Source organism: Mucilaginibacter angelicae (assembly GCF_042434235.1).
In the GTDB taxonomy this organism is placed as follows: Bacteria; Bacteroidota; Bacteroidia; order Sphingobacteriales; family Sphingobacteriaceae; genus Mucilaginibacter; species Mucilaginibacter angelicae.
Genome location: NZ_JBHLTS010000024.1, coordinates 78,468 through 102,682 on the forward strand (window position 1 = coordinate 78,468; position 24,215 = coordinate 102,682).

Here is a 24,215-nt window from a genome sequence, read left to right on the forward strand (position 1 = left end):
TCAACCTCTCATCTCTTTAGCGCAAGTCTTGAGTAGTGGGCCGGAGGGGAGATGACTTGTGCTTTTTTGCCCGAAGCACAAGTCATCCACGCTAATGCCATCACACAAGACTTGCGCTAAAAACAGGGGACTTAAGTTAAAAACTTAAGTCATGGCCAACCACGGGTTACGCTGCGCTAAACCCGCGGCAGATATCTTATTTAACCAACCACTCACCCAAACNTTATTTAACCAACCACTCACCCAAACTAACACTTCACCAAATCATTAGCCGATATAAACGTTGATTTTACCGGGGCCGAAAAGAATAGCGAGGCGTGATGATCAAAATCGGTGGTATCATCGGTAGTGGTATAAAACTCATTTTCACCGTTCCTGCTCAATTTTTGTTCAATTTCGGGGTGACGGTTTAAATAATCAACCAGGCTTTTGGCTACTATATCGCCCTGGCCAACTACATTAATGCCTTCGGGCAAATATGCTTTTATTTTTTCCTGGATAATGGGGTAATGTGTACAGGCCAGTAAAATGGTATCAATGTTTGGTGATTGTGCCATAATCTGATCCAAATACAGTTGCACAAAGAAATCAGCACCGGGTTTATCGTATTCGCCGTTTTCAATCAGCGGCACCCAAAGCGGACAAGCCTGCTGGTAAACTTTTATATCAGGGAAAAAATTCTGGATCTCCAACAAATATGAACCCGATTGTACTGTTCCTTTTGTACCAAGCACCCCTATTTCTTTGGTCTTGGTATAATCGCCAATAATCTCGGCCGTTGGACGGATCACACCCAATACTCTTTTCGACGGATCATCTATATGTTTCAAATCCTGCTGCTGGATAGTACGCAGTGCTTTGGCCGATGCGGTGTTACAGGCCAGGATCACCAGCGGGCATCCCTGGCTAAACATCCATTGTACGCACTCCCAGGTGTACTGGTGTATGGTGCTGAATGAACGGTTACCATAAGGGGCGCGGGCATTATCGCCCATATAAATATAATCATAGCCGGGCAGCTGTTCAATAATGGAACGGAATACGGTTAGCCCGCCAAAGCCCGAATCAAAAATACCAATGGGTTGATTTGACATACACAAACATAAAAAAAGCGCCCCGTAATTACGGGGCGCTCTTGTATAATTTACTTAAAGGTGATTTTATTTTAAACCTAATTTCAATTTTACAGCAGCCATCAGGTCATCACCTGCCGGCGATACGATCATGCTAACCTGTGACGAATCCAGTACGTAAGCGTAACCTTTTTCTTTGGCTACAGCTTGTACCGCAGTTGAAACTTTATCAATGATAGGCTTGCCTAATTCTTGCTTTTTAGCATCAACTTGTTGCTGAGCGTTATTTTGATAATCGTTCATGCGTTTCTGGATGTCCTGAAGCTCGGCAGTTTTTGCTGAACGTGCAGCATCTGTCATTGTAGAAGCGTTTTTTTCCAGATCAGCTCCTTTGGTTTGTAATTCATTGTTCATAGTGGTTAGCTGATCAATGAATGTTTTTTGATAGGCCTGTAATGTTGTTGAAACAGTTTTAGTTTCAGGCATCTGATCAATAACCTGGCTAAAATTAACATAACCTATTTTTGTTTGCGCTTTAGCGAAACTACCCGCGAACAACATACCTGCTGCAACTAAGGCGACTTTAAATAGTTTTTTCATTTTTGTTTTGTGTCCTGTGTTTAATAATGGATAATAATTATCTGTTTGTTTTTGTAACGTGTACTGCAAATTACTTATGAAAACCAACCCGGAAACAGCTTAACAATGAACAGGAACATTGGCGGCTATCCTTACTCCGGCTAAAATAACATTGAGTAATTTGATTGTTAAACATAAAAAAAGCGTCCCGTTTAATCAGGGCGCTTTTTCTATATCTTTTGTAATTTTTATTTCAAGCCTAATTTAAGTTTCACAGCTGCCATCAGGTCATCAGCATCAGGAGATACCAATAAAGTGATCTGTGATGAATCTAACACGTAAGCATAACCTTTTTCTTTAGCCACAGCCTGTACAGCCTGGGTAGCTTTGTCGATAAGCGGTTTACCTAATTCCTGCCTTTTAGCATCAACTTGTTGCTGGGCATTGTTTTGGTAGTCATTCATACGTTTTTGAATATCCTGCAATTCGCTTTCTTTAACGGCGCGTACAGCATCAGTCATGCTCGCCCTTTTTGACGTATAGTCCTGGCCTTTTGTCTGGTACTCATTGTTCATAGTAGTTAATTGATCAATGAATGTTTTTTGATAAGCCTGTATTGATGCCGTTACAGTTTTAGTTTCGGGCATCAAATCAATCAGTTGGTTGAAGTTGATGTGGCCTATCTTAGTCTGAGCATTTGCAAAGCTGCCCGCAAATAACAAACCTACTGCAACTAAGGCAACTTTAAATAGTTTTTTCATTTCCTTTTTTCTGTGTTTAAATAATAGTTCGATTTATTTTAATTCAAATTATTTAGCAAATACTCCGGGCTTTAGTCCTAACCTGGTTATAACATCCGCACTTTTATCATATCGCGGGCTGGCATATAACATGATCACCTCACTGTTTTTATCAAAAATCATATCCAGGTTATCGCCTTCGGCAACTGCTTGTACAGCTTTAGACACTCTATCCTGAATAGGTTTAATCAGCGCTGTGCTTCTTTGTGAAAGCTCACCATCCGGACCAAACTTCTGGCGTTGAAAATCTTTCGCCGCCTTTTCTTTTTCTACTATTTCGGCCTCACGGCGTTTCTTCATATCAGGGGTCATCAGCACCTGGTCGGCCTGGTAGGCTTTATACAGGCGGTCAATTTCCTGAAAACGCCCGTCAACCTCTTTCTGCCATTGATCAGATAATGCAGCCAGCTGCTTTTGTGATGAAGCGTATTCGGGCATGTGCTTTAAGATATACTCCGAATCAACATACGCAAAACGCTGCGCATAGGCACCTGCAAAAGCAGTTAACGTTAAAAAGGCTACTAAAATTATCTTCTTCATAAATTCGGAACGCAAATTAATTAAATCCGCCGGATAAACTCTGAGAAATTGTAAAATGGAACTGGCCTTTATTTGCATCCGGTTGTCCCGGTATTTTGTCAAAGCCATAACCATAATCTAACCCAAGTAAGCCAAATATAGGCAAAAATATCCTTGCGCCCACACCTACCGAACGCCTTACGTTAAACGGATTAAACTGGCTAAACTGGTTCCAAACGTTACCACCTTCGGCAAAGGCCAGCAGGAAGATAGTTGCCGATTGACTGGCAATAACCGGGTGACGAAGCTCCAGTGTGTATTTGTTATAAATGGCACTACCTGTGTTGGTGTTCTGATTTTCGTTTGAGCCTTCAGGTACTATCGAGAAGTTTTGGTAACCGCGTAAACCGATAATCTCGCTACCCTGTAAAAACTGGTAGCTCTGCATACCGTCGCCGCCTAATTTGAAACGTTCAAACGGTGAAGGGCCTACTTCGTGGTTGTACTGGCCAAGGAAACCAAACCTTACCTGCGACATCAGCACAAACTTACCTACCAGTTTCGAGAACCATTGCGCGTCATATTTAAATTTGTAATACTCAACAAAGTGGTAGCGCTCTTCAGGAGTTGCTATACGGTAGTTGATATTATTAAATAGTGAATATGGAGGCGTAGCCTGTACGGTAAATTTAATGTTTGAACCCTGTGTTGGGAAAATAGGCGCATCAATTGAGTTACGGCTAAGCTCCTGGGTTAACTTGATGTTATATGAGGTACCGTTGGTGAACAGGTAACCGGTATAGTTATCCAGATTGTAGTGATCAAAGTTAAGCGAGTAGTTTAACTGGAAATAGTTATCAGGCCATTTTAAACGTTTACCTAATGTAACACCAATACCGTTAATACGCAGGTTATTGTAGTAAGGGCTTGATTTTGGATAGTACTGACCGGTTGAGCTTCCCTGTGTATAGGCCGATAACGCAAAATAAATTGGTTTTTTACCACCTAACCACGGCTCGGAGAATGTGAACGAGAAGTTTTGGTAAGTACGACCGCTTGACTGCCCCCTTAAACTCAATTTCTGACCATCGCCTTTAGGTAACGGTTTGTAAGCTTTAAGGTGGAATATGTTACGGATAGAAAAGTTATTAAAGGTTAAGCCCAAAGTACCTACCAGCTGGCCACCGCCAAAACCGCCCGAAAGCTCGATCTGATCTGAAGGTTTTTCAACTACGTTATAAACCAAATCAACAGTACCATCCTGCGGATTGATATTGGTTGGCTTAGGCTCAGTTTTTTGCTCGTCAAAGTTACCCAGCTGGCCAATTTCACGCGCACTGCGGATCAGTAGTTCCTTGTTGAACTTTTGACCAGGTTTTGTCTGGATCTCACGCATTACCACTTTATCGTTGGTAACATCATTACCTTTTAACATAACGCGGTTAATGGTATACTGAGGGCCTTCATAAATCCTTACATCAACATCAACAGTATCATTATATACCCTTGTTTGTACCGGATCGGCATTGAAGGTTAAGTAACCGTCATTCAGATAAAGCGATGAAACGTCATCATTACCCGGTGTAGGGCCGCTTAAGCGTTTGTTCAATTCGTCTTCGCTAAATACGTCGCCTTTTTTAACATGGAGGATCCTGTTTAATATATCGGTTGGGTATTTGGCATTGCCCGAAAATTTAACGTTACCAAAGTAATATTTCGGGCCTTCGTATACTTTCAGTTTTACGTTTACAGTTTCATCATCATGTTTCCAAACAGAATCACTCAATATCTCAGCATCACGATAGCCCCTGCCCTGCATTTTTTCAACCAGGTTTTGCTTATCTTCTTCGTATTTATCCTGCTTAAATTTCTTCGATCCAAACAGGTTATACCATTTACGTTTACGGGTTTTACTTAAAAATCCGCGCAGGGTACCTGTACTAAATGCCTTGTTGCCTTCAAAAATAACATCGTTAATTTTAACCTTTGTCTTTTTATCAATGGCAACATCCAATATAACGCTGTTAACATCACCCTGATCTTTACGCTGGGTAATGGTAACGGTAGTATTTAAAAAGCCTTTTTCATTAAAGTGTTTTTTAATGATAGCAGTTGTTGTGCTGATAAGGTTTTCATTTACGATCTTGCCTACACGGTCGTTCAGTTTTTTCTGAACATCTTCAATCTCGCCTTTACGAATGCCGGTTAAGTGCATGCGTGATAAACGCGGGCGTTCCAAAACAGCAATCTCCAGGTAAATGGTATCCATATTAATTTTGGTGATGTTTAACTGAACATCATCAAATAAGCCCTGTTGATATAAGGTTTTAATTACCTCGGCATTACGCTCACCCGGAAGGTTGATACGATCGCCTTTGGTTAATTTGGATAACTGGATCAGGATGTCTTTATCAAGATATTTTGCGCCACTAACAGAAATACCACCAATAATATAATCTTTAGGGTTAAGATAACTTAAACTATCAGCCGGTATCGATTTTGACAGTGTAGGCCTCGGCCCGTTGGATATCTGGGCGAAAGCCGTAGTAGCCAAAACCGAGAAAAGAATAGCAAAAAGAAATTTATACATTCGAATATTTTAGTGGGCTAAAAATAATTTATACAGTTGTTAAAATTTGTTAAAAGTAAAAATTTAGTTCACCTGCTCACTTGTTAAACCAAAACGGCGCTCGCGTTTCTGAAAATCGATCACTGCTTCATACAGATCTTCCTTCCTGAAATCGGGCCATAGCTTGGTTGTAAAATACAACTCAGCGTAAGCAATTTGCCATAATAAATAATTACTTATACGGTATTCACCGCTGGTTCTGATCAGCAGCTCGGGGTTCGGCATATCACCGGTAAAAAGGTTTTGTTCAAAAACCTCTTCATTAATATCGTTTATATCCAGCTCGCCGTTTTTTACTTTTATGGCGATATTTTTTGCAGCGCGCACAATTTCACGTCGCGAACTATAGCTTAAAGCCAAAGTAAGTACCACACCGGTATTACCTGATGTAGTTTCAATAGCGCTATTAAGTTCGCGAAGGCATTTCTCTGGAAGCATATCCAGATCTCCGATGGCATTAAGCCTGATGTTGTTTTTCATAAAGCCGGGAACTTCTTTATGAATGGTACTTACCATCAGCTCCATAATAGCCATAACCTCCAGCTTGGGACGGTTCCAGTTTTCGGACGAAAATGTATATAAGGTGATATATTTAATACCTAATTTATCGGCACCTTCAACAACGTCCCTAACAGAAGTTACACCGTTGTGATGGCCAAATATTCGTAATTTGCCTTTGCCTTTTGCCCAGCGCCCGTTACCATCCATAATGATAGCTACGTGCTGCGGTAGTTTCGACAAATCAATCTGATCCAAATAATCCATATTACTCATTATCAAAAGCCACCCTGTACAAACACACTTGTGTAAAATTTTTCATCAATACGATGGTCTGCTATATCCGGTTGTTAGACTGCTCAATTATAAATTAACCCACATTTGCCATTTTTGCCACGCAAATTGACGGATTTTTCAGGGTACAAAGGTAAAACTTACTTTGTATTTTTTTAGTATCCCGCACTAAAAGAAAATGTTATTGCGAATAATATATTAAAACTGCCTAAATAGCTATCAAAACCATGATTTTTCACAATATTTAAGCTAAATTAAAAAGCCGGCAGCTATTATCTGTTTGATAATGAAAGCTGCCGGCCCTAAAAAGCTGCCTGTAAATTTGCTTACAGTTGCATTACATTATTATATTCCTTTTTGTTTAAGTGCATTAACATCTTCAGGCATAATATCAACTATAGCATATTGCTGGATACCGGTAATTGCCAGTTCATCAAGCGTACTCACCAAATTACTGTATTGCGATTTATCACTGGGTTTTACCAGTACGATCATGCTTTTTCCCGTATTATCATGCACTTTTTTATTTGTTTCGATGATGGCTTTACGAATCCCATTTGCATTAAAGTTTGTAACAGATGGCGCTATTATAGGTTGTTTAAGCTCGCCCAAAAAATATAACACTTTATTGTCTTTACCCAGGCATACCGTTAAAGTGCGACTTGCTCCCACAGGTTCATCTTCTTTTCCTACCGGCATAGCCAAATCCATAGCTTTTGGTTTAGCCAGCGTAGTGGTCATGATAAAAAAGGTAATGAGCAGGAACGCCAGATCGACCATTGCAGTAAGATCAACACGGGCGTTTATTTTTTTGCGTTTGTGTTTTCCGCCGCCATTTTGGGGGGATGAATTTAATTCGGCCATGACTTTAAAGATTTAAGGTTAATAATTAATTGCAATACTAAATTAGAAAATACAATACAAAAACAGAATTAAATATTGTATTTTCTAATTTTAAACGAATTAAATATTGAATTATTATTTAAAAAGACACAATAATTCCACAACGCTTGTATACCGCAAATTGTAGATATACTGTACTAAGAAGCTGTTTAAAAAACGCAAAATATTCATTGCCGTTGGTTTTAACCAACGGTAAAAAAGTTAAAAGTCTTGGCTTTAGCCTAATTATGCAAGCGGATTTAGGCTGAAGCCCTCTTATTGCTAATCATTATTCCGTTGGTTAAAACCAACGGCAATGAAGCTTTATCTACCTGTAAAACTGTATTCATCATTTTTAAACAGCTTTTTAGTAGTAGCAGTTGGCTGTTACGAAAGTAAATGAGATGGTGAAATTGAGGAAGAAGTAGGTATCGTGCGATTTAAAATCGCCGCGTTGTGAGCCAACTGTGCCAATATAATTACCGGTTATTTCGCCCGAACGATCAGAAAGTGCAGCCGCAGTGCCGGTCATTTTATTTTTATCGGGATACACACCGCTTACATCGTCAAGATAATCGGTAAATGCATAGCGATATCCCATATCGGCCATGATGGTAAATTTGCCCGAAAGGTTATACTTAATACCTAAGCCGTAAGGGATCACAACCGTATTATTACCATAGGGCTTAAGCTGGCCTTCGGTTTTTAATGATCTCAGGCTCCTGGTGCCGCCCCTGAAATCCTGTGCCTGGGGGGCGTAGGAAGAAATGCCGATACCTGTAAATATATAAGGCGTGTATTTATTTCGCCCGGCATCGGGGATATAGTTCATGAAGTTAAATTCGCCGGTGAGGCTAACCTCGCGTAACTGGTCTTTAAAATTAAGGTTACGATCACGAAATTGCTGATTGCTTGACCGGTTGTCATAAGCTGCAATATTACCAACGCCAACATTCAACTTAGCCGAAAAATAACCGTCGAAGTTTCTTTTACCAAATATGCCTGCCGAAACACCGCTTATCTTAACAGGGTTATTGGGGTTAAGATCGCCAATATAACCTGCACCACCTATCGATCCGCCTATTTCCCAGGTTTGGGCCTGCAGCTGATAAGTTAGAAAGAAGAATATCGCAAAAAGTAAAAATTTAGGCATTAATCAAATTTAGTAATTACGGGCGTCCAGGCCCCAAAGCAGTTTATTCCTTAACGTAGTTAAATAACTTTCATTACTAAGGCGAATTAAATTTAACTTAAAACTGGCCTTTTGAACATGAAATTTAACTGTTTGATCTAACACCTCCGTTCGCGAATCGCAGGAAATGATATAGTTAGCGCTGCGGCTTTCAACCTCAAAACAAAGTTTACTGGTATCAGGGATCACAATAGGCCGCACGTTTAGGTTATGTGGCGATACCGGGGTTACCACAATACTGTTTGACTGCGGGAAAATGATTGGCCCGCCACAGCTTAACGAATAAGCTGTTGAACCAGTTGATGTGGAGATAATAATGCCATCGCCCCAGTATGAATTTAAAAACTCATCGTTCAAAAACACATGGGTAATGATCATAGCAGCATCATCGCGCTTATGGATAGTTACATCATTAAGGGCAAAATTATTGTCGCCAAAAACATTGGGCTGCGAATCAACAGTAAGCAGCTCGCGGCAATCGCAGGTAAACTGCCTGTTCACCACGGCGTGAATAGCCGCAGTAATATCATTTTTATTAACACTGGCCAAAAAACCCAGGCGACCAAAATTGATACCGATAACAGGGATCCCCGAATCGCGGATCACGGTTACCATATCAAGCAGGGTGCCGTCGCCACCAAGCGTTATAAAAATATCTATAAAGCCTTTTAATGTTTCGGCCGGGCGCAATACTTTGTATTGCACCGTGGTCAGTTTATCCTGCAGATATTCGTGGAGCTGCTGGTGTACATAAATATCAACACCATGCTGTGCAAGGTTATCAAAAACCTGTTGTACAAAGGGTAAAACAGATGGCTCATTAAAGGGCCTGCCGTAAACTGCTATTTTCATTTTTTAAAAAAGCGAATATCGAACTTTGAAAGTACATTCATGCAGCAAGGCATAAATAATTAATACAGGTATAACCTATCCGCTGCAATTGGGTCCCGATCTGCCCTTTATACCAGATACACCTCTATAATGACAAACCATATGCTATTGTTTGCCAATATTTCCGAATAACAGCACTTTAATAACCTTAACAGATAAATAACTTCAAAGTAAAATTAATTAAGTTTAACTATTTTGGCCTACCTTACGATATTTAAACAACGGTTATTTATAGATGGATCAAACTTTTACCCAAAAACTATCCAATATACAGTCAATTGCCAATGAGCTTCCTTCTGCATTAATAATACATGAGGTTGAAACATTGCAGATTGTATATATGAACAGTGTAGGCCTTAATATATTGGGTACCACGCTTGATGAACTGAAGGCCATGGGCCCGGAAACATATCATCTAAAATATTTTAACACCGAAGACAGCGATGAGTATGTGCCTAAAATACTGCACCTTATAAAAAGCCGTACCCAGGAGCAGGTGTCTTATTTTCAACAGGCCCGCTCGTCAGAACATGAAGAGTGGCAGCTGTTTGTTAGTAATACTAAAGTTTTTGCCCGCAACGAAGCCGGCGACGCCACGCATATTTTGACATTAGCCAGCATGCTGGACCCAGTTCATCATATCACCACCAAAGTGAACCGGTTAATGGATGACATCTCATTTTTGCGAAAAAACAACCTGCTGTTCCTGACCCTTACCCGGCGCGAAAAAGAGATCCTGAAATATATTGCCATGGGCATGAGCTCGGCAGAAATTGGCGCAAAACTATTCATTGCCCCGGCTACGGCCGAAACACACCGTAAAAACATCAAGAACAAGCTGCGGTTAAAAAATCATTATGATGCCGTGCGGTTTGCGCAGGCTTATAATTTGGTTTAAGTTCTGAGAAGCTGTTTAAATTTGATTGGGATTATTTATGTAAAATACAAAATCATTGCCGTTGACTTTAGTCAACGGAGTAATGAACGAAAAACAAGGGGCTTTAGCCAAAATATCGCTTGAATATTGGGCTAAAGCCCGCAATGCTACCTCCTCTTACCGTCGACTAAAGTCAACGGCAATGAATAAGATTCGTTTTTAAACAGCTTCTCTGTATATTAAGTCAATAGTCTTAAATTTCAAATCTCAAAGTTCGATAAGATATAATAGTGCATCCTATTTAAGGCCGCTGACTTAAGACTTCGTACTTATGACCTATGACTACAAATTAAGGTAATTCATGAGTGAATCATACCTGTCGCGGGTGGTATCGTTGATATCGGTATGGTTAAAGGTGGCCTTGATATCATACTCGTACCGGAGGAAACTGGCAGTTATGGCCGAGATATCCTGTTTGTTGATTTTTAGTGTAACCTCCATCCGGGTGGAATCGGGGAAGGACTGAACATAGGAGCTCAGGATCTGCGCATTGTCTGACTCTACGATCTGCGCCATGTGTGCCAGCGAATTATTCTTATTGCTGATCTCCAGCACAATAATGCCGCCCGGCTGCGATACCGAAGTTATTTGAGCGAAATATTCTGTAATGGCGTTAATGGATATCAGGCCGAGGTAATTGCTTTTGGCATCAAGCACCGGAACCACAGTAAGTTGCTGCTCATAAAACAGGCGGATAACATCATAGATATGCTGATCTTCCAGCACATAGGGATTAACCAGCGAAAGGGCCAACGCACCTATAGGGGTTTGATAATCATCTTCAGCTATCAGGTCATCCTCGGCAAGCAGACCTAAAAATTGTTCTTCATTTACAATAGGCAAATGCCTGAGGCGAAACTCAACCATACGGTCAAGCACTTTCTGAATGGTATCAGAGGTGTGTACCGGTGGTATCGAGTCAGCTATCAGGTCAAGTGCTATCATCTACGCATTTACTTTGGTCTCTAATTTAGTTAAAAACTGTTTAAGTAAAACATTAAATTCTTCAGGGTGCTCCATCATAGGGGCATGGCCACATTTATCAATCCAGTGCAGTTCAGAATCGGGCAGTGTTTCATTAAACTCAACAGCTACCTCGGGCGGGGTGATCTTATCATTACGGCCCCATATCAAAGATACAGGAATAGTGATCTTATGCAGATCTTTTTTCATATTATGCCTGATAGCCGATTTTGCCATGGCCAGCAAACGGATCACCTTGTGCCTGTCATTAATGGTCTGAAAAACATCAAGTACCAGCTCATCAGTAGCGATGGCCGGATCATAAAATGTAAATTGTACCTTTTCGCGCACAAAATCAATACTTTCCCTGCGTGGGAACGAACCGCCAAAAGCGTTTTCATACAAGCCCGAGCTGCCGGTTAAGACAAGAGCCTTTATGTTTTCGGGATGCGCGGTTAAATATACCAAAGCCACATGCCCGCCAAGCGAATTACCCAGTAAAGTAATATTACTAAGCTTTTTAAATTTTATAAACTTATGTACAAATTTCGATAAACTTTTTACCCCGGTGCTGATCAGCGGCATATCATAAATAGGCAGCATGGGGATAATAACCCTGTACTTTGATTTAAACTCATTAATAACACCATCCCAATTGCTCAACGCCCCCATTAAACCATGCAGCAGTAACAGCACCTCTCCTTCGCCCTCATCGATGTAACTAAAACCGTGTTCCTCTTTAAGCACGAACTCCATATAAATATTAAAAATTAATTTTTCAAAATTAGCCTATACCAAAATCGCTTTCAGTATAAATTCCTGTTATTCCGCTGTAAAATTAGTTTATTACGAACGACATTTAGCAAGTATAGCAATTATTTATCAATGTAGTAATGTTAAGCTTTTATTAAACAAGTTAACATTAATTCAACATTACTATTTAAAAAGCTCAGTAATAATTAAATGCTAAAAGCCTAACCCAATAACTGTTTAACCACCTCCGATATTGTTTTGCCATCGGCCTTGCCGGCAAGTTCTTTACTGGCCATACCCATTACACGGCCCATATCTTTCACCGATGTTGCGCCTATCCTGCCAATAAGTTCTTCAAGATAACCCTCAATTTCAAACTTGCTCATTTGCTGCGGAAGGTACTCTTCAATAACCAGCATTTCGGCTATCTCAACCTGGTAAAGGTCGTCACGATTTTGTTCTTTATAAATATCAGCCGACTCCTTGCGTTGCTTTACCAGCTTTTGTAATACCTTGATCTCTGCATCTTCGGTTAATTCATCGGCAGCCCCTTTTTCGGTTTTAGCCAAAAGCAAAGCCGATTTAATGGCGCGTAATCCCTGTAAACGATCTGCCTGCTTAGCAAGCATGGCCAGTTTAATGTCCTGGTCTATTTGTGTAATTAATGACATATCTTTAATTAGTGTTTTTAAATGTGCAAATTTCAGATGTGCAAATGTGCAGATGATTTTTCGATGTGTAAATTTCTAATATGCAGATGCGCAAATGTTTTTTGATGCTGTTCTTATTATATAAGTCTATTGAACTAATTTTGAAACTTCATTCATTTGCACATCTGGAATCTGCATATCCGCACATCATCCTCATTTGCACATCTGAAATCTGTACATCTGCACATCTACTACCCCCTGAATATCGTACCGGCATTAGCTTGTGCCGTTGGCATGATCAGGATATCGTTGATGTTAACATGTGCAGGTCGTGATGCAATGAACCAGATGGTTTCGGCTATATCAACGGCCTGCAATGGTTCAAAACCTTCATATACTTTTTTTGCCCTTTCCTTATCGCCTTTAAAGCGCACTTCCGAAAACTCGGTTTCCACAGCACCCGGATGTATTGCCGTTACCTTAATGCCGTAAGGTAAAAGGTCAATCCGCATACCTTTATTCAAAGCATCAACAGCATGCTTGGTAGCGCAATATACATTTCCGTTTGCATAAACTTCCTTACCGGCAATTGAACCAAGGTTTATAATATGGCCTTTACCATTTTCAATCATCCAGTTTGATACCACCCGGCTTACATACAGCAGGCCTTTTATATTGGTATCAATCATAGTTTCCCAATCATCAATGCTGCCTTTTTGAATCGGGTCAAGCCCCTGGCTTAAACCTGCATTGTTAACCAGCACCGTTACTTTTTTCCATTTTTCGGGCAATGCCTCCAGGTTGCTGATAGTATCCTCGCGGTTGCGTACATCAAATGATGAAACGGCAACTTCTACATTATACTTATCATTCAGGTGTTTGGCCAGTTTCTCCAGCCTTTCCAACCGGCGACCGGTTAATACCAGGTTATATCCCTCACGGGCAAAAACGTGTGCACATGCCTCGCCAATGCCGGCGGTAGCTCCTGTAATTAAGGCAATTTTACTCATAGGTTTGATAACTATAAACAGCGAAATTATGTTTTTTAGTTTGAAATTTTGTCGGTTGTGGGTAAGGATGTTTTACTCACCCCGACATCGCTGCGCTTGTCACCCCTCTCTGCTTCGCAAAGAAGGGACTTTAAGCAATCTAATTTTTACAACCCTCTTTGCGGCGAAGCCGGAGAGAGGGTGATCCAGCGAAGCGTAGATCGGGTGAGTCAATTCTGCGACATGCATTAAATGATGATGGCTTTATCACCCATTGCGTTAAAAACGCAAACCCATTTTAAGCACTCATTATAAATGAGTGCAAGAAGTGAAAATGAAAAAACCTTTGCGTCTTCGCGCCTTTGCGAGAAAACATCTAACAAAGAATAGCTTTAACTTCTACTCAAAAATCAAACTGAACATAATGGTATGTAAGCCCAGCCTGCTGATAGGTGCAGAATAAGGATTATTTTCGCGCATCAGTACGTTTCCTATCGAATTGGAGATCTTGATCTCGGGCGAGAGCTTAAAAAATTCAAAATAGATATCACAGCCTATTCCTGCTTCATATGAGGCAAAGCCGCCAACATTCTTCACCAGTTTTTCGGAAAGATCAAGATTGGCATCTGCATTTTTCTTGGAGCCGATGGACTGGGTATATTTTATGCCGCCTACTACATAAGCCCTGAAATCGCCCAGCCTGTCCGATTTTAGTTTTAATTGCAGGGGCAGATCAACCGAAGTGGTTTGTACTTTTTTGTCAACATCCTCTGATGGATCAACATAAGAATAATGTAAAGCCCTGTCGGCAAAAATCAAGGATGGCGTGGTGCGAACCTCCAAATGTTCGGTGAGCCTGTACCGTGTTAAAAACCCCACACCGAAACCTGATGTACTTTTTGAGCTGATGCTGTTAAGCGGACCTTTCACCTGGACGCCATTTTCATCCAAAAAAGGATCGCGAAAATTGGGTTGGTTGATGATCTTGAAATCGCTGCCTACATACGTGAAGCTGAAGCCAAAGCTCAGGTCCTGCTGATCGGCACCGCCACCCCATGCAGGTACGCGTTGAGCAAACAATAAATTGCTGCTAAAAATAAGTACAACTACAATCAGGTAACGGTTTATAATCATTTAATACCGGTGTATATTGAACAGATACCAAACGTTAAAGGCCTGCATTTGGTATTCTTAAAACCCACTTTATCCATCAAAGCTACAAAAACCGGCCCATCAGGAAAAGCAGCTACCGACTCGGGCAAATAACTGTAAGCCCTTGCATCTTTACTGAACAGCTTACCAATTCCCGGTGTAATATAGCTGAAATAAAAATTATATAATTGCTTTACAGGGAATACCTTGGGTTTTGAAAACTCAAGCACCACCACTTTCCCGCCCGGTTTCAGCACCCGGTTTATATCGGCCAAACCTTTTTCCAGGTTTTCAAAATTACGTACGCCGTAAGCAACCGTAACCGCGTCAAATTCTGCCCCCTCAAAAGGTAGTTTTTCCGAGTCGCCCAGTTTTACAGCAAATTTATCGCTTAAACCACGCTTGGCTATTTTTTGCTCCGCGATGTCAAGCATCCCCCTTGAAATATCAACACCAATAATTTTTTCGGGTTTCAGGATAGATAAAGCCTCGAAAGCAAAATCACCGGTACCGGTAGCAACATCCAGGATCAGTTTTGGTTTATCTTTTTTTAATTCGTTGATAGCCTTTTTACGCCAGATGATATCAATACCAAGCGACATGAAATGGTTCAGGAAATCATATGTTTTTGAGATATTGTTGAACATATCTGCCACCTGCTCTTTTTTGGTAGCCTGCTCGTCATGGTACGGTGTTATGGTTTTGCTCATCGCGGGCAAAGATAGTGATTGTACGCTGAATGCATTAATATTAAGAAAGGCGAAAATGAATACTGAAACAGCGCTGACAAGTGGACTCACCCCGGCATCGCTGCGCTCGTCACCCCTCTCTGCTTCGCAAAGAGGGGGTTTCAATATTTTATGTTTCCCTTACCCTCTTTGCGGCGAAGCCGGAGAGAGGGTGGTCCAGCGAAGCGCAGACCGGGTGAGTTGACCATGCGACACGAAGTTACCCCGATATTAAGTTACCCTAATTATACAAATGTTAAGTCAATTCATTATTTTTAAAAACCAATTACAACCGGTACATCCCGGTAAATCACATTTTAAATTTGTTTCCTTATCCTTATGAAAGACGAACAAGAATCCTCGCGCCGTAGTTTCATTAAAAAACTAACCACAGCAACCGCGGCTGTAGCCGCCGGATCGGGCCTTTTAGCCAGCCAAAGCCAGGCCAAATCTTTTTCTATCCAGAAACGCCTTGTGGGCAACAGTCCTAACGACCAGGTGAACCTCGCCCTCATTGGCGCAGGCGGCATGGGCACACAGGACACTATTACCGCACTGCAGGTGCCCGGTGTGAAACTGGTAGCCGTGTGTGATTTGTACGACGGCAGGCTTAAAGATGCCAAAACCCGCTGGGGGGCCGACATTTTTACTACAAGGGTTTACAAAGAGATCCTGAACCGTAAAGATGTGGATGCAGTGATCATTGCCACGCCCGATCACTGGCACCAGCAAATTTCGGTTGATGCCATGCATGCCGGCAAGCATGTTTACTGCGAAAAGCCCATGGTACATGCCATTACCGAAGGCCCGGCAGTGATCAAGGCACAAAAAGAAACGGGTATGATTTTCCAGGTGGGCAGCCAGGGCGTATCATCATTAGGTAATGAAAAAGCGCATGAACTGTTAAAAAGCGGCGCCATTGGCGAACTTAACTATGCCGAAGGTTTCTGGGCCAGGCGCGCGCCGCTTGAGGTTTGGCAATATCCTATCCCTGAAGACGCCTCGCCTCAAACTGTGGATTGGGAAACTTATATCAGCAATACAAAAAAACGCCCGTTTGATGAGAAACGCTTTTTCCGCTGGAGAAACTATACCGATTATGGTACCGGCATGGCAGGCGATCTTTTTGTTCACTTGTTTTCAAGCCTGCATTTCATAACTGATTCTGTAGGGCCTAATAAAATTTACGCGTCAGGCGGTTTACGTTTCTGGAACGATGGCCGCGAAGTACCCGATGTACTTTTAGGCACTTTTGATTACGGCAAAACCCAGGCACATCCGGCATTCAACCTTTCCTTAAGGTGCAACTTTGTGGATGGCACCAGCGGCACTACCTATCTTAAACTGGTAGGCAGCGAGGGCTCGATGGATATAACCTGGGATAAGGTAACCTTAAAGCGCAACAAAGTTTTAGCATCCGACGATCCGTTTTATTTAGATAAGCTTAAAAAAGCCGGAAGCGGTTACGCCGAACGCAAAAAAATGCTTCCGCCTGAAGAGATCACTTACGATGCCGATAAAGGCTACCTCGGCGGTCCGTATGATCATATGAACAACTTCTTCACCGCCATCCGCAATAAAGGTAAGGTAACTGAAGATGCCATATTCGGCTACCGCGCGGCAGCCCCCGCCCTATTATGTAATGACAGCTATTACAACAACAGCCCGATGTTCTGGGATCCTGAAAAAATGCAGCTTATCAAAAAATAACAGTTCACAGCAAATACCTTATTATGAAACAACAATTAAAAAGAATTGGTTTGTTACTGGCGGCAGCCGGTTGGGTTTGTGTGCAAACGTCGGGCGTTCCCATTGATGGCACTAAACCAGCTAAACAGGCTACCCCTGCAAAAGGTACCTGGGTAAACCTTTTTGATGGCAAAACATTAAAAGGCTGGCATGGCTTCAATAAAAAAGGCACGGTAAAAAACTGGACTATTATTGATGGTGCCCTTGTTTGCCTTGGTGCAGCACAGGGAGATACAGGTGGCGATATTGTAACCGATAAAGCTTACACCAATTTTGAACTTTCATGGGAATGGAAGATAGATAAAGGCAGCAACAGCGGCGTGATCTATCACGTGGTTGAAGATCCTAAATATCATGCCACTTACGAAACCGGCCCCGAATACCAGATTATTGACGATGCCGGCTGGCCCGAAAAACTGGAGGATTGGCAAAAAACCGGCTGCGATTATGCGATGTACCTGCCTAATGCATCAAAAAAAGTAGCGCCTGTTGGCACCTGGAACACCAGCAGGATTGTTTTTAATAACGGGCATGTTGAACACTGGCTCAACGGCAAAAAAATTATAGCCTTTGAAGCCTGGACAGATGACTGGAAAAAGAAAAAAGCTGAAGGTAAGTGGAAAGATTATCCCGACTACGGCAACGCCAAAACGGGCTTGATTGCCCTTCAGGACCATGGCCATAAGGCTTATTTCAGGAGTATCAAAATAAAGGAACTATAAAATTTATAAATTTTGCTTCGTACCTTCGCGCAACAGTTTTATCTTTATAAAAAACTCATTGGGGGTACGAAGCAATCCTTAACAGCAGGCAACCATGCAATATCGCCGGCCGGGAACTGCTTCGCCGTTCCACCTCCCAATGATCGGGAAAGAAAAAATCTTTTGATCCCCCGTTGAATATATAACCCGCAATGAGTTTTTTTGTTTGCTTTTTACGCTTATTTAGTGAGCGCTAACAAACCTTCAATATCCAGCCTGCGGGTAAACATAGTAAACTCACCATCCTGATCCTTAGGCCATTGCTCTTTTGGCCGGTCCCAATAAAGCTCAACACCGTTTTGATCCGGGTCGTTCAGATAGATGGCTTCAGATACCCCATGATCAGATGCGCCGGTGATGTTGTAACGGGCATCAATCAGCCTTTGAAGTATAACTGCGAGGTCTTTTCTTTCGGGGTATAAAATAGCTGTATGAAACAGGCCGGGTGCATATTCAGGAGCCGGCGAAGCCCCTTTGCTATGCCAGGTATTTAAGCCAATATGGTGGTGATAACCACCGGCCGAAATAAAGGCGGCCTGATCGCCATACATTACCATTTTTTCAAAGCCCAGCAAACCGCAATAAAAATCAAGCGATTTTTGCAGGTCGCTTACCTTTAAATGTACGTGGCCAATGCGGGTTTGGGCGGGTATTTTATAATCGTTCATTATATTACGTGTTTAAACATCAAATTTAACTATTATTGCATTACTTTTTGTTTACCTATTGTAAAACAAGCTTATAAATAAGCTGCAAGCATTTACAAGGGTAATTACCTAAGTAAAGGCATTAAGTAAAAATACTACCTTTGCAGAATGATCGTAAAATCGGCCGAATTTATTTGCAGCAATACCCAGATTAGTAAACTGCCGCCACCGGTAAAACCGGAGTACGCGTTTATAGGGCGCTCAAATGTGGGCAAATCTTCCCTTATCAATACTTTAACAGGTAAAAAGGGACTTGCAAAAACATCGCAAACTCCCGGTAAAACGCAGCTCATCAACCATTTTCTGATCAACGAAAACTGGTACATTGTTGATTTGCCTGGTTATGGCTACGCCCGGGCCTCCAAAGCAAATAAAGCCAACTGGGATAAATTTATCCATACCTACCTGGATAAGCGCGAAAGCCTGCAATGTGTAATGGTGCTGATTGACAGCCGCCTTGAACCGCAAAAAATCGATATAGAATTCTGTAACTGGCTTGGCGAAAAAGGCCTGTCATTTGTATTGGTGTTTACTAAGGCAGATAAACAGTCTTCAGTTAAAACAGATCAAAATATAGCTAAATTTCGCAAAGCAATGCTGGCCACTTTTGATGAGGTGCCGCAATTCTTCATCACATCGTCAGAAACACAGCTGGGCAGGGATGAGATTCTGGCTTTTATAAGTAATATCAATCAACACTTTGAAGTGCCGTTTTTCAACCCTCCGGCCTGAGTATAATAGAACCATGAAAAAATACTTATCCTTAGTAACCTTCGCCCATACCATTTTTGCCATGCCGTTTGCATTTATCGGCTTTTTTTTGGCAGTAACTACAACCCAGTATCATTTCGACTGGCTTAAGCTGGTGTTAATGGTTCTTTGTATGGTCTTTGCCCGCAATTCGGCCATGGCCTTTAACCGCTACCTGGACAGGGATATCGACATTCAAAACCCGCGTACCAAGCAGCGTGATATTCCGGCAGGGAGGATCAGTCCGCGGGCGGCTTTAACATTTGTTATCATTAACTGCCTGTTATTTATTACAGCAACATGGTTCATTAACAGGCTTTGTTTCTTCTTATCACCGGTAGCATTATTTGTAGTAATGGGCTACAGTGCAACCAAACGTTTTACAGCGCTTTGCCATTTGGTTTTGGGATTGGGATTATCGCTTGCCCCCATCGGTGCTTACCTGGTGGTTACCGGGCAATTTGCCATTACGCCAATATTCTTTTCCTTATCCGTGCTTTGCTGGGTAAGTGGTTTTGATATTATTTACGCCCTGCAGGATGAAGATTTCGATCGCAGCAAAAACCTGCACTCCATCCCGGCTTATTTGGGTAAGGTAAATGCCTTAAGGTTATCAACCTTTTTACATGTACTTTCGGCTATTTTTATCATGATGCCGGCGTTTGAAACGCATGTGGGCTTCCTGTACTATATCGGCATCGCCTTCTTTTGCGCCATGTTGGTTTACCAGCACCTGCTTGTAAAACCAAACGATCTGAGTCGCGTTAACTTTGCGTTTATGACAACTAACGGCATTGCCAGTGTGGTATTTGCAGTATTGTTTTTGCTTGACAGGATATGGATCCACTAACCGCCCTTCATAAGTTTCGGGAATATTTTGAGCGATATGTTCTGCTTACTGACCAGGAATGGCAGGCTTTATCGCAATACCTAACGGTAGATGCCTTAAAAAAGAAGAAGTTTTATGTAGAGGCTGGTAAAGTATGTGATCATATCGGCCTGGTGGTTAAAGGATCGGTACGCTATTATCATGTTAAGGATGGCGAAGAAATAACCGGTTATTTCAGCTTTGAAGATGAAATGCTAAGTTCATATAAAAGCTTTTTAACCCGTACCCCGGCCTTAAATTACATCCAGGCATTGGAAGATTCTGTGATCGTGAACCTAAGTCACAAAGGTTTACAACAAGCCTGTATGAATGAGTTGCTCAGCTTTAAAATGGAACGTTTCGGCAGGTTAACAGCCGAGCATTACCTCATCTGTTACGAAGAACGCATAACCGCTTTCATCACCCAATCGCCCGAAGAGCGTTACAGCGATCTTTTACAAACAGGCGGCGAGGCTTTATACCGCATCCCGCAGCATTATATTGCCAATTACTTAGGCATTACCCCGGTTTCACTCTCGCGCATCAGGAGAAGGATCATGAAGATAAGCGCCTGATGAGGAGGTGAAAGGTAAAAGGCGAAAGGTTAAAGGTTTTGGGAGAGCTGAAAGCCGAAGGCTTAAAGCAGAAAGCTAAATAAAAATTCAAACATCTATCTAAATTCGAAATCCCCCAATTCCTTATCTTTTGTTAACGTTTTGATTTACAAAGGCAGCCTACCTTTGTTATACACAAAACGAAAAAGATTATGCACACTATATTAGGAGCCGGCGGTCCGGTAGCGAACGCCCTTACCAAAGAGTTAATCAACCATAACGAAACCATCCGCTTAGTCAGCCGCAAACCGGTTAACACACCCAACGATAAAGTAACCTGGCAAAAAGCCGATCTGTTGAATTACGATGAGGTATTGTCAGCAGCACAGGGATCAACCGTAATTTATCTTGTAGCCGGACTGGTTTACGATAAAGACATCTGGAAAGCACAATGGCCCGTTATTATGCAAAACGTAATAAACGTTACTAAAGCCACAGGTGCCCGTTTGATATTTTTTGATAACGTATACATGTACGGACTGGTTTACGGGGCCATGACCGAAGAAACGCCCTACAAACCCAGCAGCGTTAAAGGCGAGGTACGAGCCGGCATTGCCAATATGCTGATGGATGAAGTTAAAGCAGGCAACATCAACGCAACCATTGCCCGCGCGCCCGATTTTTATGGCACCCCGATCAACAGCTTTATTGATATGATGGTACTGAGCAATTATGCCAAAAAACAAAACGCGCAATGGATAGGCAATCCGGATTGTAAACACAATTTTATTTATGTGCCCGATGCAGGTAAAGCCATGTTCATGCTTGGTCAAAATCCTGATAGCGGTAACCAGATCTGGCACCTCCCCACCCCGCCTGCCATCACCGGTAAACAGTTTTTGGATATTGCTGCCAGGGTTTATAAAGTTGAGCCAAAATATATGCGCGTTAATAAAGCAATGCTGTGGCTGTTTGGCCTGTTTAAAAAAGTGGTAATGGGTACCGTGGAGATGTATTACCAGTACGATCACAATTATATTTTCGACAGTAGTAAGTTTGAAAAAGCATTCAACTTTAAACCAACAAGCTACGAAGATGGGATAACCGAAATATCAAAGACGATTTATAAAGCGTAAGTCTGGAGTTGTAAGAAACTGCTTAAAAACAAAAAAACATCATTGCGAGGCACGAAGCAATCGCGAACTATACAGGGCGGACCTGCAAATCGGGGATTATTAATAATTATAATTTGATTTTATAGGTATTAATGAGCTCCCTTTGGTCGGTTGTCTTCGTACCTCGCAATGACGTTGTTGGATATCCTTTCGGCTTGTCAAATTAGTGTACTTTTACACATCTATTATTTGCACATCTCCAACCATAATCTGCACATTTGCACATACGCATATCTGCACATCTAAAAATCATGATCCATAAAAAAACAAGAACATATATCCCTGCATCCCTCGATATTAAATGGGAAACACTTGAACCTTTTTATAAAGAACTGTTAAATCGTCCTGTCAACTCGGTTGAAGAACTGGAGAAATGGCTGCGCGATAAAAGCGAGCTTGAGGCTGCTTTAGAAGAAGATTTTGCCTGGCGCTATATCCGCATGACCTGTGATACCACCAGCGAAGACCTGCTGCAAAAGTTCCAGTACTTCGCCACCGAAATTGAGCCAAAAATTGCTCCATTCAGCAACGAACTCAACAAAAAGCTGGTTACCAGCAAATATGTTGACCAGTTGGACGGCGAAAAATATTTCGTGTTTTTACGTGCTGTAAAAAAGGCTTTAGAGCTTTTCCGCGAGGAAAATATCCCGGTACAAACCGAGATCCAGGTGGAGCAGCAGAAGTACCAGTCGACCACCGGTGCCATGTCGGTTCATATTGATGATAAGGAATTTACTTTAGAACAGGCGTCCGTATTTTTAAAGGGCACCGACCGCACCAAACGCCAGGAAGTTTGGGAAAAGATCACCAGTCGCCGCCTTCAGGATAAAGAAAAGCTGAACGAACTTTTTGATCATCTGCGTAAGCTTCGCCATACAGTAGCCACAAACGCAGGCTTTGAAAACTTCCGCGATTATATGTTCCAGGCTTTAGGTCGTTTTGATTATACCCCGCAGGATTGCTACGCTTTCCACGCGGCTATCGAAACTGAAATAGTTCCAATACTTCGGGTTCAGGCCGAAAAACGCCGCGAGGCTTTGGGTTTGCCTGCCCTTAAGCCATGGGATATGGATGTGGATATTTCCGGTAAACCTGCTTTAAAGCCATTCCAAAATGGAGAGGAATTGATCGAAAAATCTATCCAATGTTTCAGCAATATCAACCGCTATTTAGGTGAGCGTTTAGAGATCATGAAGGATAACGGACTGTTTGACGTGGAAAGCCGCAAGGGCAAAGCACCTGGTGGTTACAATTACCCATTGGCCGAAACCGGCGCGCCTTTCATTTTCATGAACTCGGCCAATACTTTCCGCGATTTAACCACAATGGTACATGAAGGTGGTCATGCAGTTCACACCTTCCTCACTGCCGACCTGGAACTGAACGATTTTAAACATTGCCCATCCGAAGTTGCCGAACTGGCTTCTATGTCGATGGAGCTGATCTCGATGGATAACTGGAATGTTTATTTTGATAACGAAGAAGACTTGAAACGCGCCAAACGCGATCAGTTGGTAGATGTATTGAAAACACTGCCGTGGGTGGCCGTGGTCGATCAGTTTCAACACTGGATCTACACCAATCCGGATCATACTGATGCCGACCGTACAACTGCCTGGATAGAGATCTTTGAACCTTTCGGTGCAAACTTTGCCGATTGGAGCGAACACCGCGAAGCGTTAGCAAATCTTTGGCAAAAACAATTGCACATTTTCGAGGTACCTTTCTACTATATTGAATATGGTATGGCCCAGTTAGGTGCTATAGCCGTTTGGAAAAACTATAAGGAAAATCCCGAAAAAGGTTTACAGCAATATCTTGATGCCCTTAAGCTTGGCTATACTAAAACTATCAAGGAAATTTATGAAACAGCAGGGATCAAATTTGATTTCAGCGCTGCTTATGTAAAAGAATTGGCCGAGTTTGTTAAGGCCGAATTGGATAAATTGAATTAAGATATTCCCTTTTTTAAACAACAAAAGCGCCAATGACGCTTTTGTTGTTTAAAACCATCTGCCGCGGGTTTAGCGCAGCGTAACCCGTGGTGTAGCATGGTTTGAGTTTTCAACTCAAGTGGCACTAAAGTTGAAAACTTTAGTCATGGCCAACCACGGGTTACGCT

24 protein-coding genes are annotated in these 24,215 nt (G+C 41.9%); 8 read left to right on the forward strand and 16 right to left on the reverse strand.

The features are described 5' to 3' along the window. Positions 1-248: 248 nt before the first annotated feature. The 9 genes from murI to ACFFGT_RS18335 all read right to left on the reverse strand — a co-directional run bounded on the left by murI (position 249) and on the right by ACFFGT_RS18335 (position 9,318). Positions 249-1,094, reverse strand: coding sequence for a glutamate racemase (gene murI / locus ACFFGT_RS18295; protein ID WP_377023980.1), 846 nt, complete (start codon positions 1,092-1,094; stop codon positions 249-251). Between the two features lie 66 nt (positions 1,095-1,160). Beyond that, complete coding sequence (locus ACFFGT_RS18300) at positions 1,161-1,673, reverse strand: OmpH/Skp family outer membrane protein (protein ID WP_377023981.1); 513 nt, start codon at positions 1,671-1,673, stop codon at positions 1,161-1,163. A 227-nt stretch (positions 1,674-1,900) separates the two neighbouring features. Next, entirely contained in the window at positions 1,901-2,413 is a 513-nt protein-coding gene (locus tag ACFFGT_RS18305; RefSeq protein WP_377023982.1) for an OmpH/Skp family outer membrane protein, read from the reverse strand. Positions 2,414-2,461: 48 nt separating this feature from the next. Beyond that, entirely contained in the window at positions 2,462-2,992 is a 531-nt protein-coding gene (locus tag ACFFGT_RS18310) for an OmpH/Skp family outer membrane protein (protein ID WP_091221985.1), read from the reverse strand. Positions 2,993-3,008: 16 nt separating this feature from the next. Then, positions 3,009-5,561: an outer membrane protein assembly factor BamA gene (bamA, locus tag ACFFGT_RS18315; protein WP_377023983.1), complete on the reverse strand. Its 2,553-nt coding sequence runs from the start codon at positions 5,559-5,561 to the stop codon at positions 3,009-3,011. 63 nt (positions 5,562-5,624) lie between these two features. Further along, complete coding sequence (uppS, locus tag ACFFGT_RS18320; RefSeq protein ID WP_377023984.1) at positions 5,625-6,365, reverse strand: undecaprenyl pyrophosphate synthase; 741 nt, start codon at positions 6,363-6,365, stop codon at positions 5,625-5,627. A 372-nt stretch (positions 6,366-6,737) separates the two neighbouring features. Continuing rightward, the gene (locus ACFFGT_RS18325) at positions 6,738-7,256 is read right to left on the reverse strand and encodes an ExbD/TolR family protein (protein ID WP_377023985.1); all 519 of its coding nucleotides are present in this window, start codon (positions 7,254-7,256) and stop codon (positions 6,738-6,740) included. 385 nt (positions 7,257-7,641) lie between these two features. Then, positions 7,642-8,427, reverse strand: a complete 786-nt coding sequence (gene porG, locus ACFFGT_RS18330; RefSeq protein WP_377023986.1) for a type IX secretion system protein PorG — start codon at positions 8,425-8,427, stop codon at positions 7,642-7,644. Between the two features lie 9 nt (positions 8,428-8,436). Further along, positions 8,437-9,318 (reverse strand): NAD kinase, encoded by an 882-nt coding sequence (locus tag ACFFGT_RS18335; RefSeq protein ID WP_377023987.1) that lies wholly within the window; start codon positions 9,316-9,318, stop codon positions 8,437-8,439. A gap of 274 nt (positions 9,319-9,592) precedes the next feature. Here ACFFGT_RS18335 and ACFFGT_RS18340 point away from each other — a divergent pair, with 274 nt between their 5' ends. Further along, positions 9,593-10,255, forward strand: coding sequence for a response regulator transcription factor (locus tag ACFFGT_RS18340; protein WP_377023988.1), 663 nt, complete (start codon positions 9,593-9,595; stop codon positions 10,253-10,255). Between the two features lie 321 nt (positions 10,256-10,576). Here ACFFGT_RS18340 and ACFFGT_RS18345 read toward each other — a convergent pair whose 3' ends face one another. The 6 genes from ACFFGT_RS18345 to ubiE all read right to left on the reverse strand — a co-directional run bounded on the left by ACFFGT_RS18345 (position 10,577) and on the right by ubiE (position 15,511). Continuing rightward, complete coding sequence (locus tag ACFFGT_RS18345) at positions 10,577-11,239, reverse strand: CBS domain-containing protein (protein WP_377023989.1); 663 nt, start codon at positions 11,237-11,239, stop codon at positions 10,577-10,579. Further along, positions 11,240-12,013, reverse strand: coding sequence for an alpha/beta fold hydrolase (locus tag ACFFGT_RS18350; protein ID WP_377023990.1), 774 nt, complete (start codon positions 12,011-12,013; stop codon positions 11,240-11,242). 218 nt (positions 12,014-12,231) lie between these two features. Beyond that, complete coding sequence (locus ACFFGT_RS18355; RefSeq protein ID WP_091172583.1) at positions 12,232-12,681, reverse strand: GatB/YqeY domain-containing protein; 450 nt, start codon at positions 12,679-12,681, stop codon at positions 12,232-12,234. 230 nt (positions 12,682-12,911) lie between these two features. Beyond that, positions 12,912-13,670 carry an SDR family oxidoreductase gene (locus tag ACFFGT_RS18360; RefSeq protein ID WP_377023991.1) on the reverse strand — a complete coding sequence of 253 codons (759 nt, stop codon included), beginning with the start codon at positions 13,668-13,670 and terminating at the stop codon, positions 12,912-12,914. A gap of 378 nt (positions 13,671-14,048) precedes the next feature. Next, entirely contained in the window at positions 14,049-14,783 is a 735-nt protein-coding gene (gene porT / locus ACFFGT_RS18365; protein WP_377023992.1) for a type IX secretion/gliding motility protein PorT/SprT, read from the reverse strand. Continuing rightward, entirely contained in the window at positions 14,780-15,511 is a 732-nt protein-coding gene (ubiE, locus tag ACFFGT_RS18370) for a bifunctional demethylmenaquinone methyltransferase/2-methoxy-6-polyprenyl-1,4-benzoquinol methylase UbiE (RefSeq protein ID WP_377023993.1), read from the reverse strand. The genes porT and ubiE overlap by 4 nt, the downstream gene beginning before the upstream one ends. Positions 15,512-15,868: 357 nt before the next feature. Between ubiE and ACFFGT_RS18375 the strand changes: the two genes are divergently transcribed. Both ACFFGT_RS18375 and ACFFGT_RS18380 read left to right on the forward strand, forming a co-directional pair. Then, a complete protein-coding gene (locus tag ACFFGT_RS18375; RefSeq protein ID WP_377023994.1) occupies positions 15,869-17,239 on the forward strand; it encodes a Gfo/Idh/MocA family protein in 1,371 nt (456 codons plus the stop codon). Between the two features lie 23 nt (positions 17,240-17,262). Beyond that, positions 17,263-18,000, forward strand: coding sequence for a 3-keto-disaccharide hydrolase (locus ACFFGT_RS18380; RefSeq protein ID WP_377023995.1), 738 nt, complete (start codon positions 17,263-17,265; stop codon positions 17,998-18,000). A gap of 218 nt (positions 18,001-18,218) precedes the next feature. On the opposite strand, the gene ACFFGT_RS18385 is transcribed toward ACFFGT_RS18380, so the two are convergent. Further along, on the reverse strand, positions 18,219-18,707 hold the full coding sequence (locus ACFFGT_RS18385; protein WP_377023996.1) for a VOC family protein: 489 nt from the start codon (positions 18,705-18,707) through the stop codon (positions 18,219-18,221). Between the two features lie 147 nt (positions 18,708-18,854). Here ACFFGT_RS18385 and yihA point away from each other — a divergent pair, with 147 nt between their 5' ends. From yihA to ACFFGT_RS18410, 5 genes are all read left to right on the forward strand, one after another. Continuing rightward, positions 18,855-19,478: a ribosome biogenesis GTP-binding protein YihA/YsxC gene (yihA, locus tag ACFFGT_RS18390; protein ID WP_377023997.1), complete on the forward strand. Its 624-nt coding sequence runs from the start codon at positions 18,855-18,857 to the stop codon at positions 19,476-19,478. 13 nt (positions 19,479-19,491) lie between these two features. Then, on the forward strand, positions 19,492-20,346 hold the full coding sequence (locus tag ACFFGT_RS18395) for a UbiA-like polyprenyltransferase (protein ID WP_377023998.1): 855 nt from the start codon (positions 19,492-19,494) through the stop codon (positions 20,344-20,346). Further along, complete coding sequence (locus ACFFGT_RS18400; protein ID WP_377023999.1) at positions 20,334-20,939, forward strand: Crp/Fnr family transcriptional regulator; 606 nt, start codon at positions 20,334-20,336, stop codon at positions 20,937-20,939. The genes ACFFGT_RS18395 and ACFFGT_RS18400 overlap by 13 nt, the downstream gene beginning before the upstream one ends. 191 nt (positions 20,940-21,130) lie before the next feature. Continuing rightward, a complete protein-coding gene (locus ACFFGT_RS18405) occupies positions 21,131-22,054 on the forward strand; it encodes an NAD-dependent epimerase/dehydratase family protein (protein WP_377024000.1) in 924 nt (307 codons plus the stop codon). Between the two features lie 290 nt (positions 22,055-22,344). Continuing rightward, a complete protein-coding gene (locus tag ACFFGT_RS18410; RefSeq protein ID WP_377024001.1) occupies positions 22,345-24,048 on the forward strand; it encodes a M3 family oligoendopeptidase in 1,704 nt (567 codons plus the stop codon). Positions 24,049-24,215: the final 167 nt, after the last annotated feature.

Coding starts and splice junctions, on each gene's coding strand:
- murI (WP_377023980.1), bottom strand. CDS start 1,094: ATGTCAAATCAACCCATTGGTATTTTTGATTCGGGCTTTGGCGGGCTA.
- ACFFGT_RS18300 (WP_377023981.1), bottom strand. CDS start 1,673: ATGAAAAAACTATTTAAAGTCGCCTTAGTTGCAGCAGGTATGTTGTTC.
- ACFFGT_RS18305 (WP_377023982.1), bottom strand. CDS start 2,413: ATGAAAAAACTATTTAAAGTTGCCTTAGTTGCAGTAGGTTTGTTATTT.
- ACFFGT_RS18310 (WP_091221985.1), bottom strand. CDS start 2,992: ATGAAGAAGATAATTTTAGTAGCCTTTTTAACGTTAACTGCTTTTGCA.
- bamA (WP_377023983.1), bottom strand. CDS start 5,561: ATGTATAAATTTCTTTTTGCTATTCTTTTCTCGGTTTTGGCTACTACG.
- uppS (WP_377023984.1), bottom strand. CDS start 6,365: ATGGATTATTTGGATCAGATTGATTTGTCGAAACTACCGCAGCACGTA.
- ACFFGT_RS18325 (WP_377023985.1), bottom strand. CDS start 7,256: ATGGCCGAATTAAATTCATCCCCCCAAAATGGCGGCGGAAAACACAAA.
- porG (WP_377023986.1), bottom strand. CDS start 8,427: ATGCCTAAATTTTTACTTTTTGCGATATTCTTCTTTCTAACTTATCAG.
- ACFFGT_RS18335 (WP_377023987.1), bottom strand. CDS start 9,318: ATGAAAATAGCAGTTTACGGCAGGCCCTTTAATGAGCCATCTGTTTTA.
- ACFFGT_RS18340 (WP_377023988.1), top strand. CDS start 9,593: ATGGATCAAACTTTTACCCAAAAACTATCCAATATACAGTCAATTGCC.
- ACFFGT_RS18345 (WP_377023989.1), bottom strand. CDS start 11,239: ATGATAGCACTTGACCTGATAGCTGACTCGATACCACCGGTACACACC.
- ACFFGT_RS18350 (WP_377023990.1), bottom strand. CDS start 12,013: ATGGAGTTCGTGCTTAAAGAGGAACACGGTTTTAGTTACATCGATGAG.
- ACFFGT_RS18355 (WP_091172583.1), bottom strand. CDS start 12,681: ATGTCATTAATTACACAAATAGACCAGGACATTAAACTGGCCATGCTT.
- ACFFGT_RS18360 (WP_377023991.1), bottom strand. CDS start 13,670: ATGAGTAAAATTGCCTTAATTACAGGAGCTACCGCCGGCATTGGCGAG.
- porT (WP_377023992.1), bottom strand. CDS start 14,783: ATGATTATAAACCGTTACCTGATTGTAGTTGTACTTATTTTTAGCAGC.
- ubiE (WP_377023993.1), bottom strand. CDS start 15,511: ATGAGCAAAACCATAACACCGTACCATGACGAGCAGGCTACCAAAAAA.
- ACFFGT_RS18375 (WP_377023994.1), top strand. CDS start 15,869: ATGAAAGACGAACAAGAATCCTCGCGCCGTAGTTTCATTAAAAAACTA.
- ACFFGT_RS18380 (WP_377023995.1), top strand. CDS start 17,263: ATGAAACAACAATTAAAAAGAATTGGTTTGTTACTGGCGGCAGCCGGT.
- ACFFGT_RS18385 (WP_377023996.1), bottom strand. CDS start 18,707: ATGAACGATTATAAAATACCCGCCCAAACCCGCATTGGCCACGTACAT.
- yihA (WP_377023997.1), top strand. CDS start 18,855: ATGATCGTAAAATCGGCCGAATTTATTTGCAGCAATACCCAGATTAGT.
- ACFFGT_RS18395 (WP_377023998.1), top strand. CDS start 19,492: ATGAAAAAATACTTATCCTTAGTAACCTTCGCCCATACCATTTTTGCC.
- ACFFGT_RS18400 (WP_377023999.1), top strand. CDS start 20,334: ATGGATCCACTAACCGCCCTTCATAAGTTTCGGGAATATTTTGAGCGA.
- ACFFGT_RS18405 (WP_377024000.1), top strand. CDS start 21,131: ATGCACACTATATTAGGAGCCGGCGGTCCGGTAGCGAACGCCCTTACC.
- ACFFGT_RS18410 (WP_377024001.1), top strand. CDS start 22,345: ATGATCCATAAAAAAACAAGAACATATATCCCTGCATCCCTCGATATT.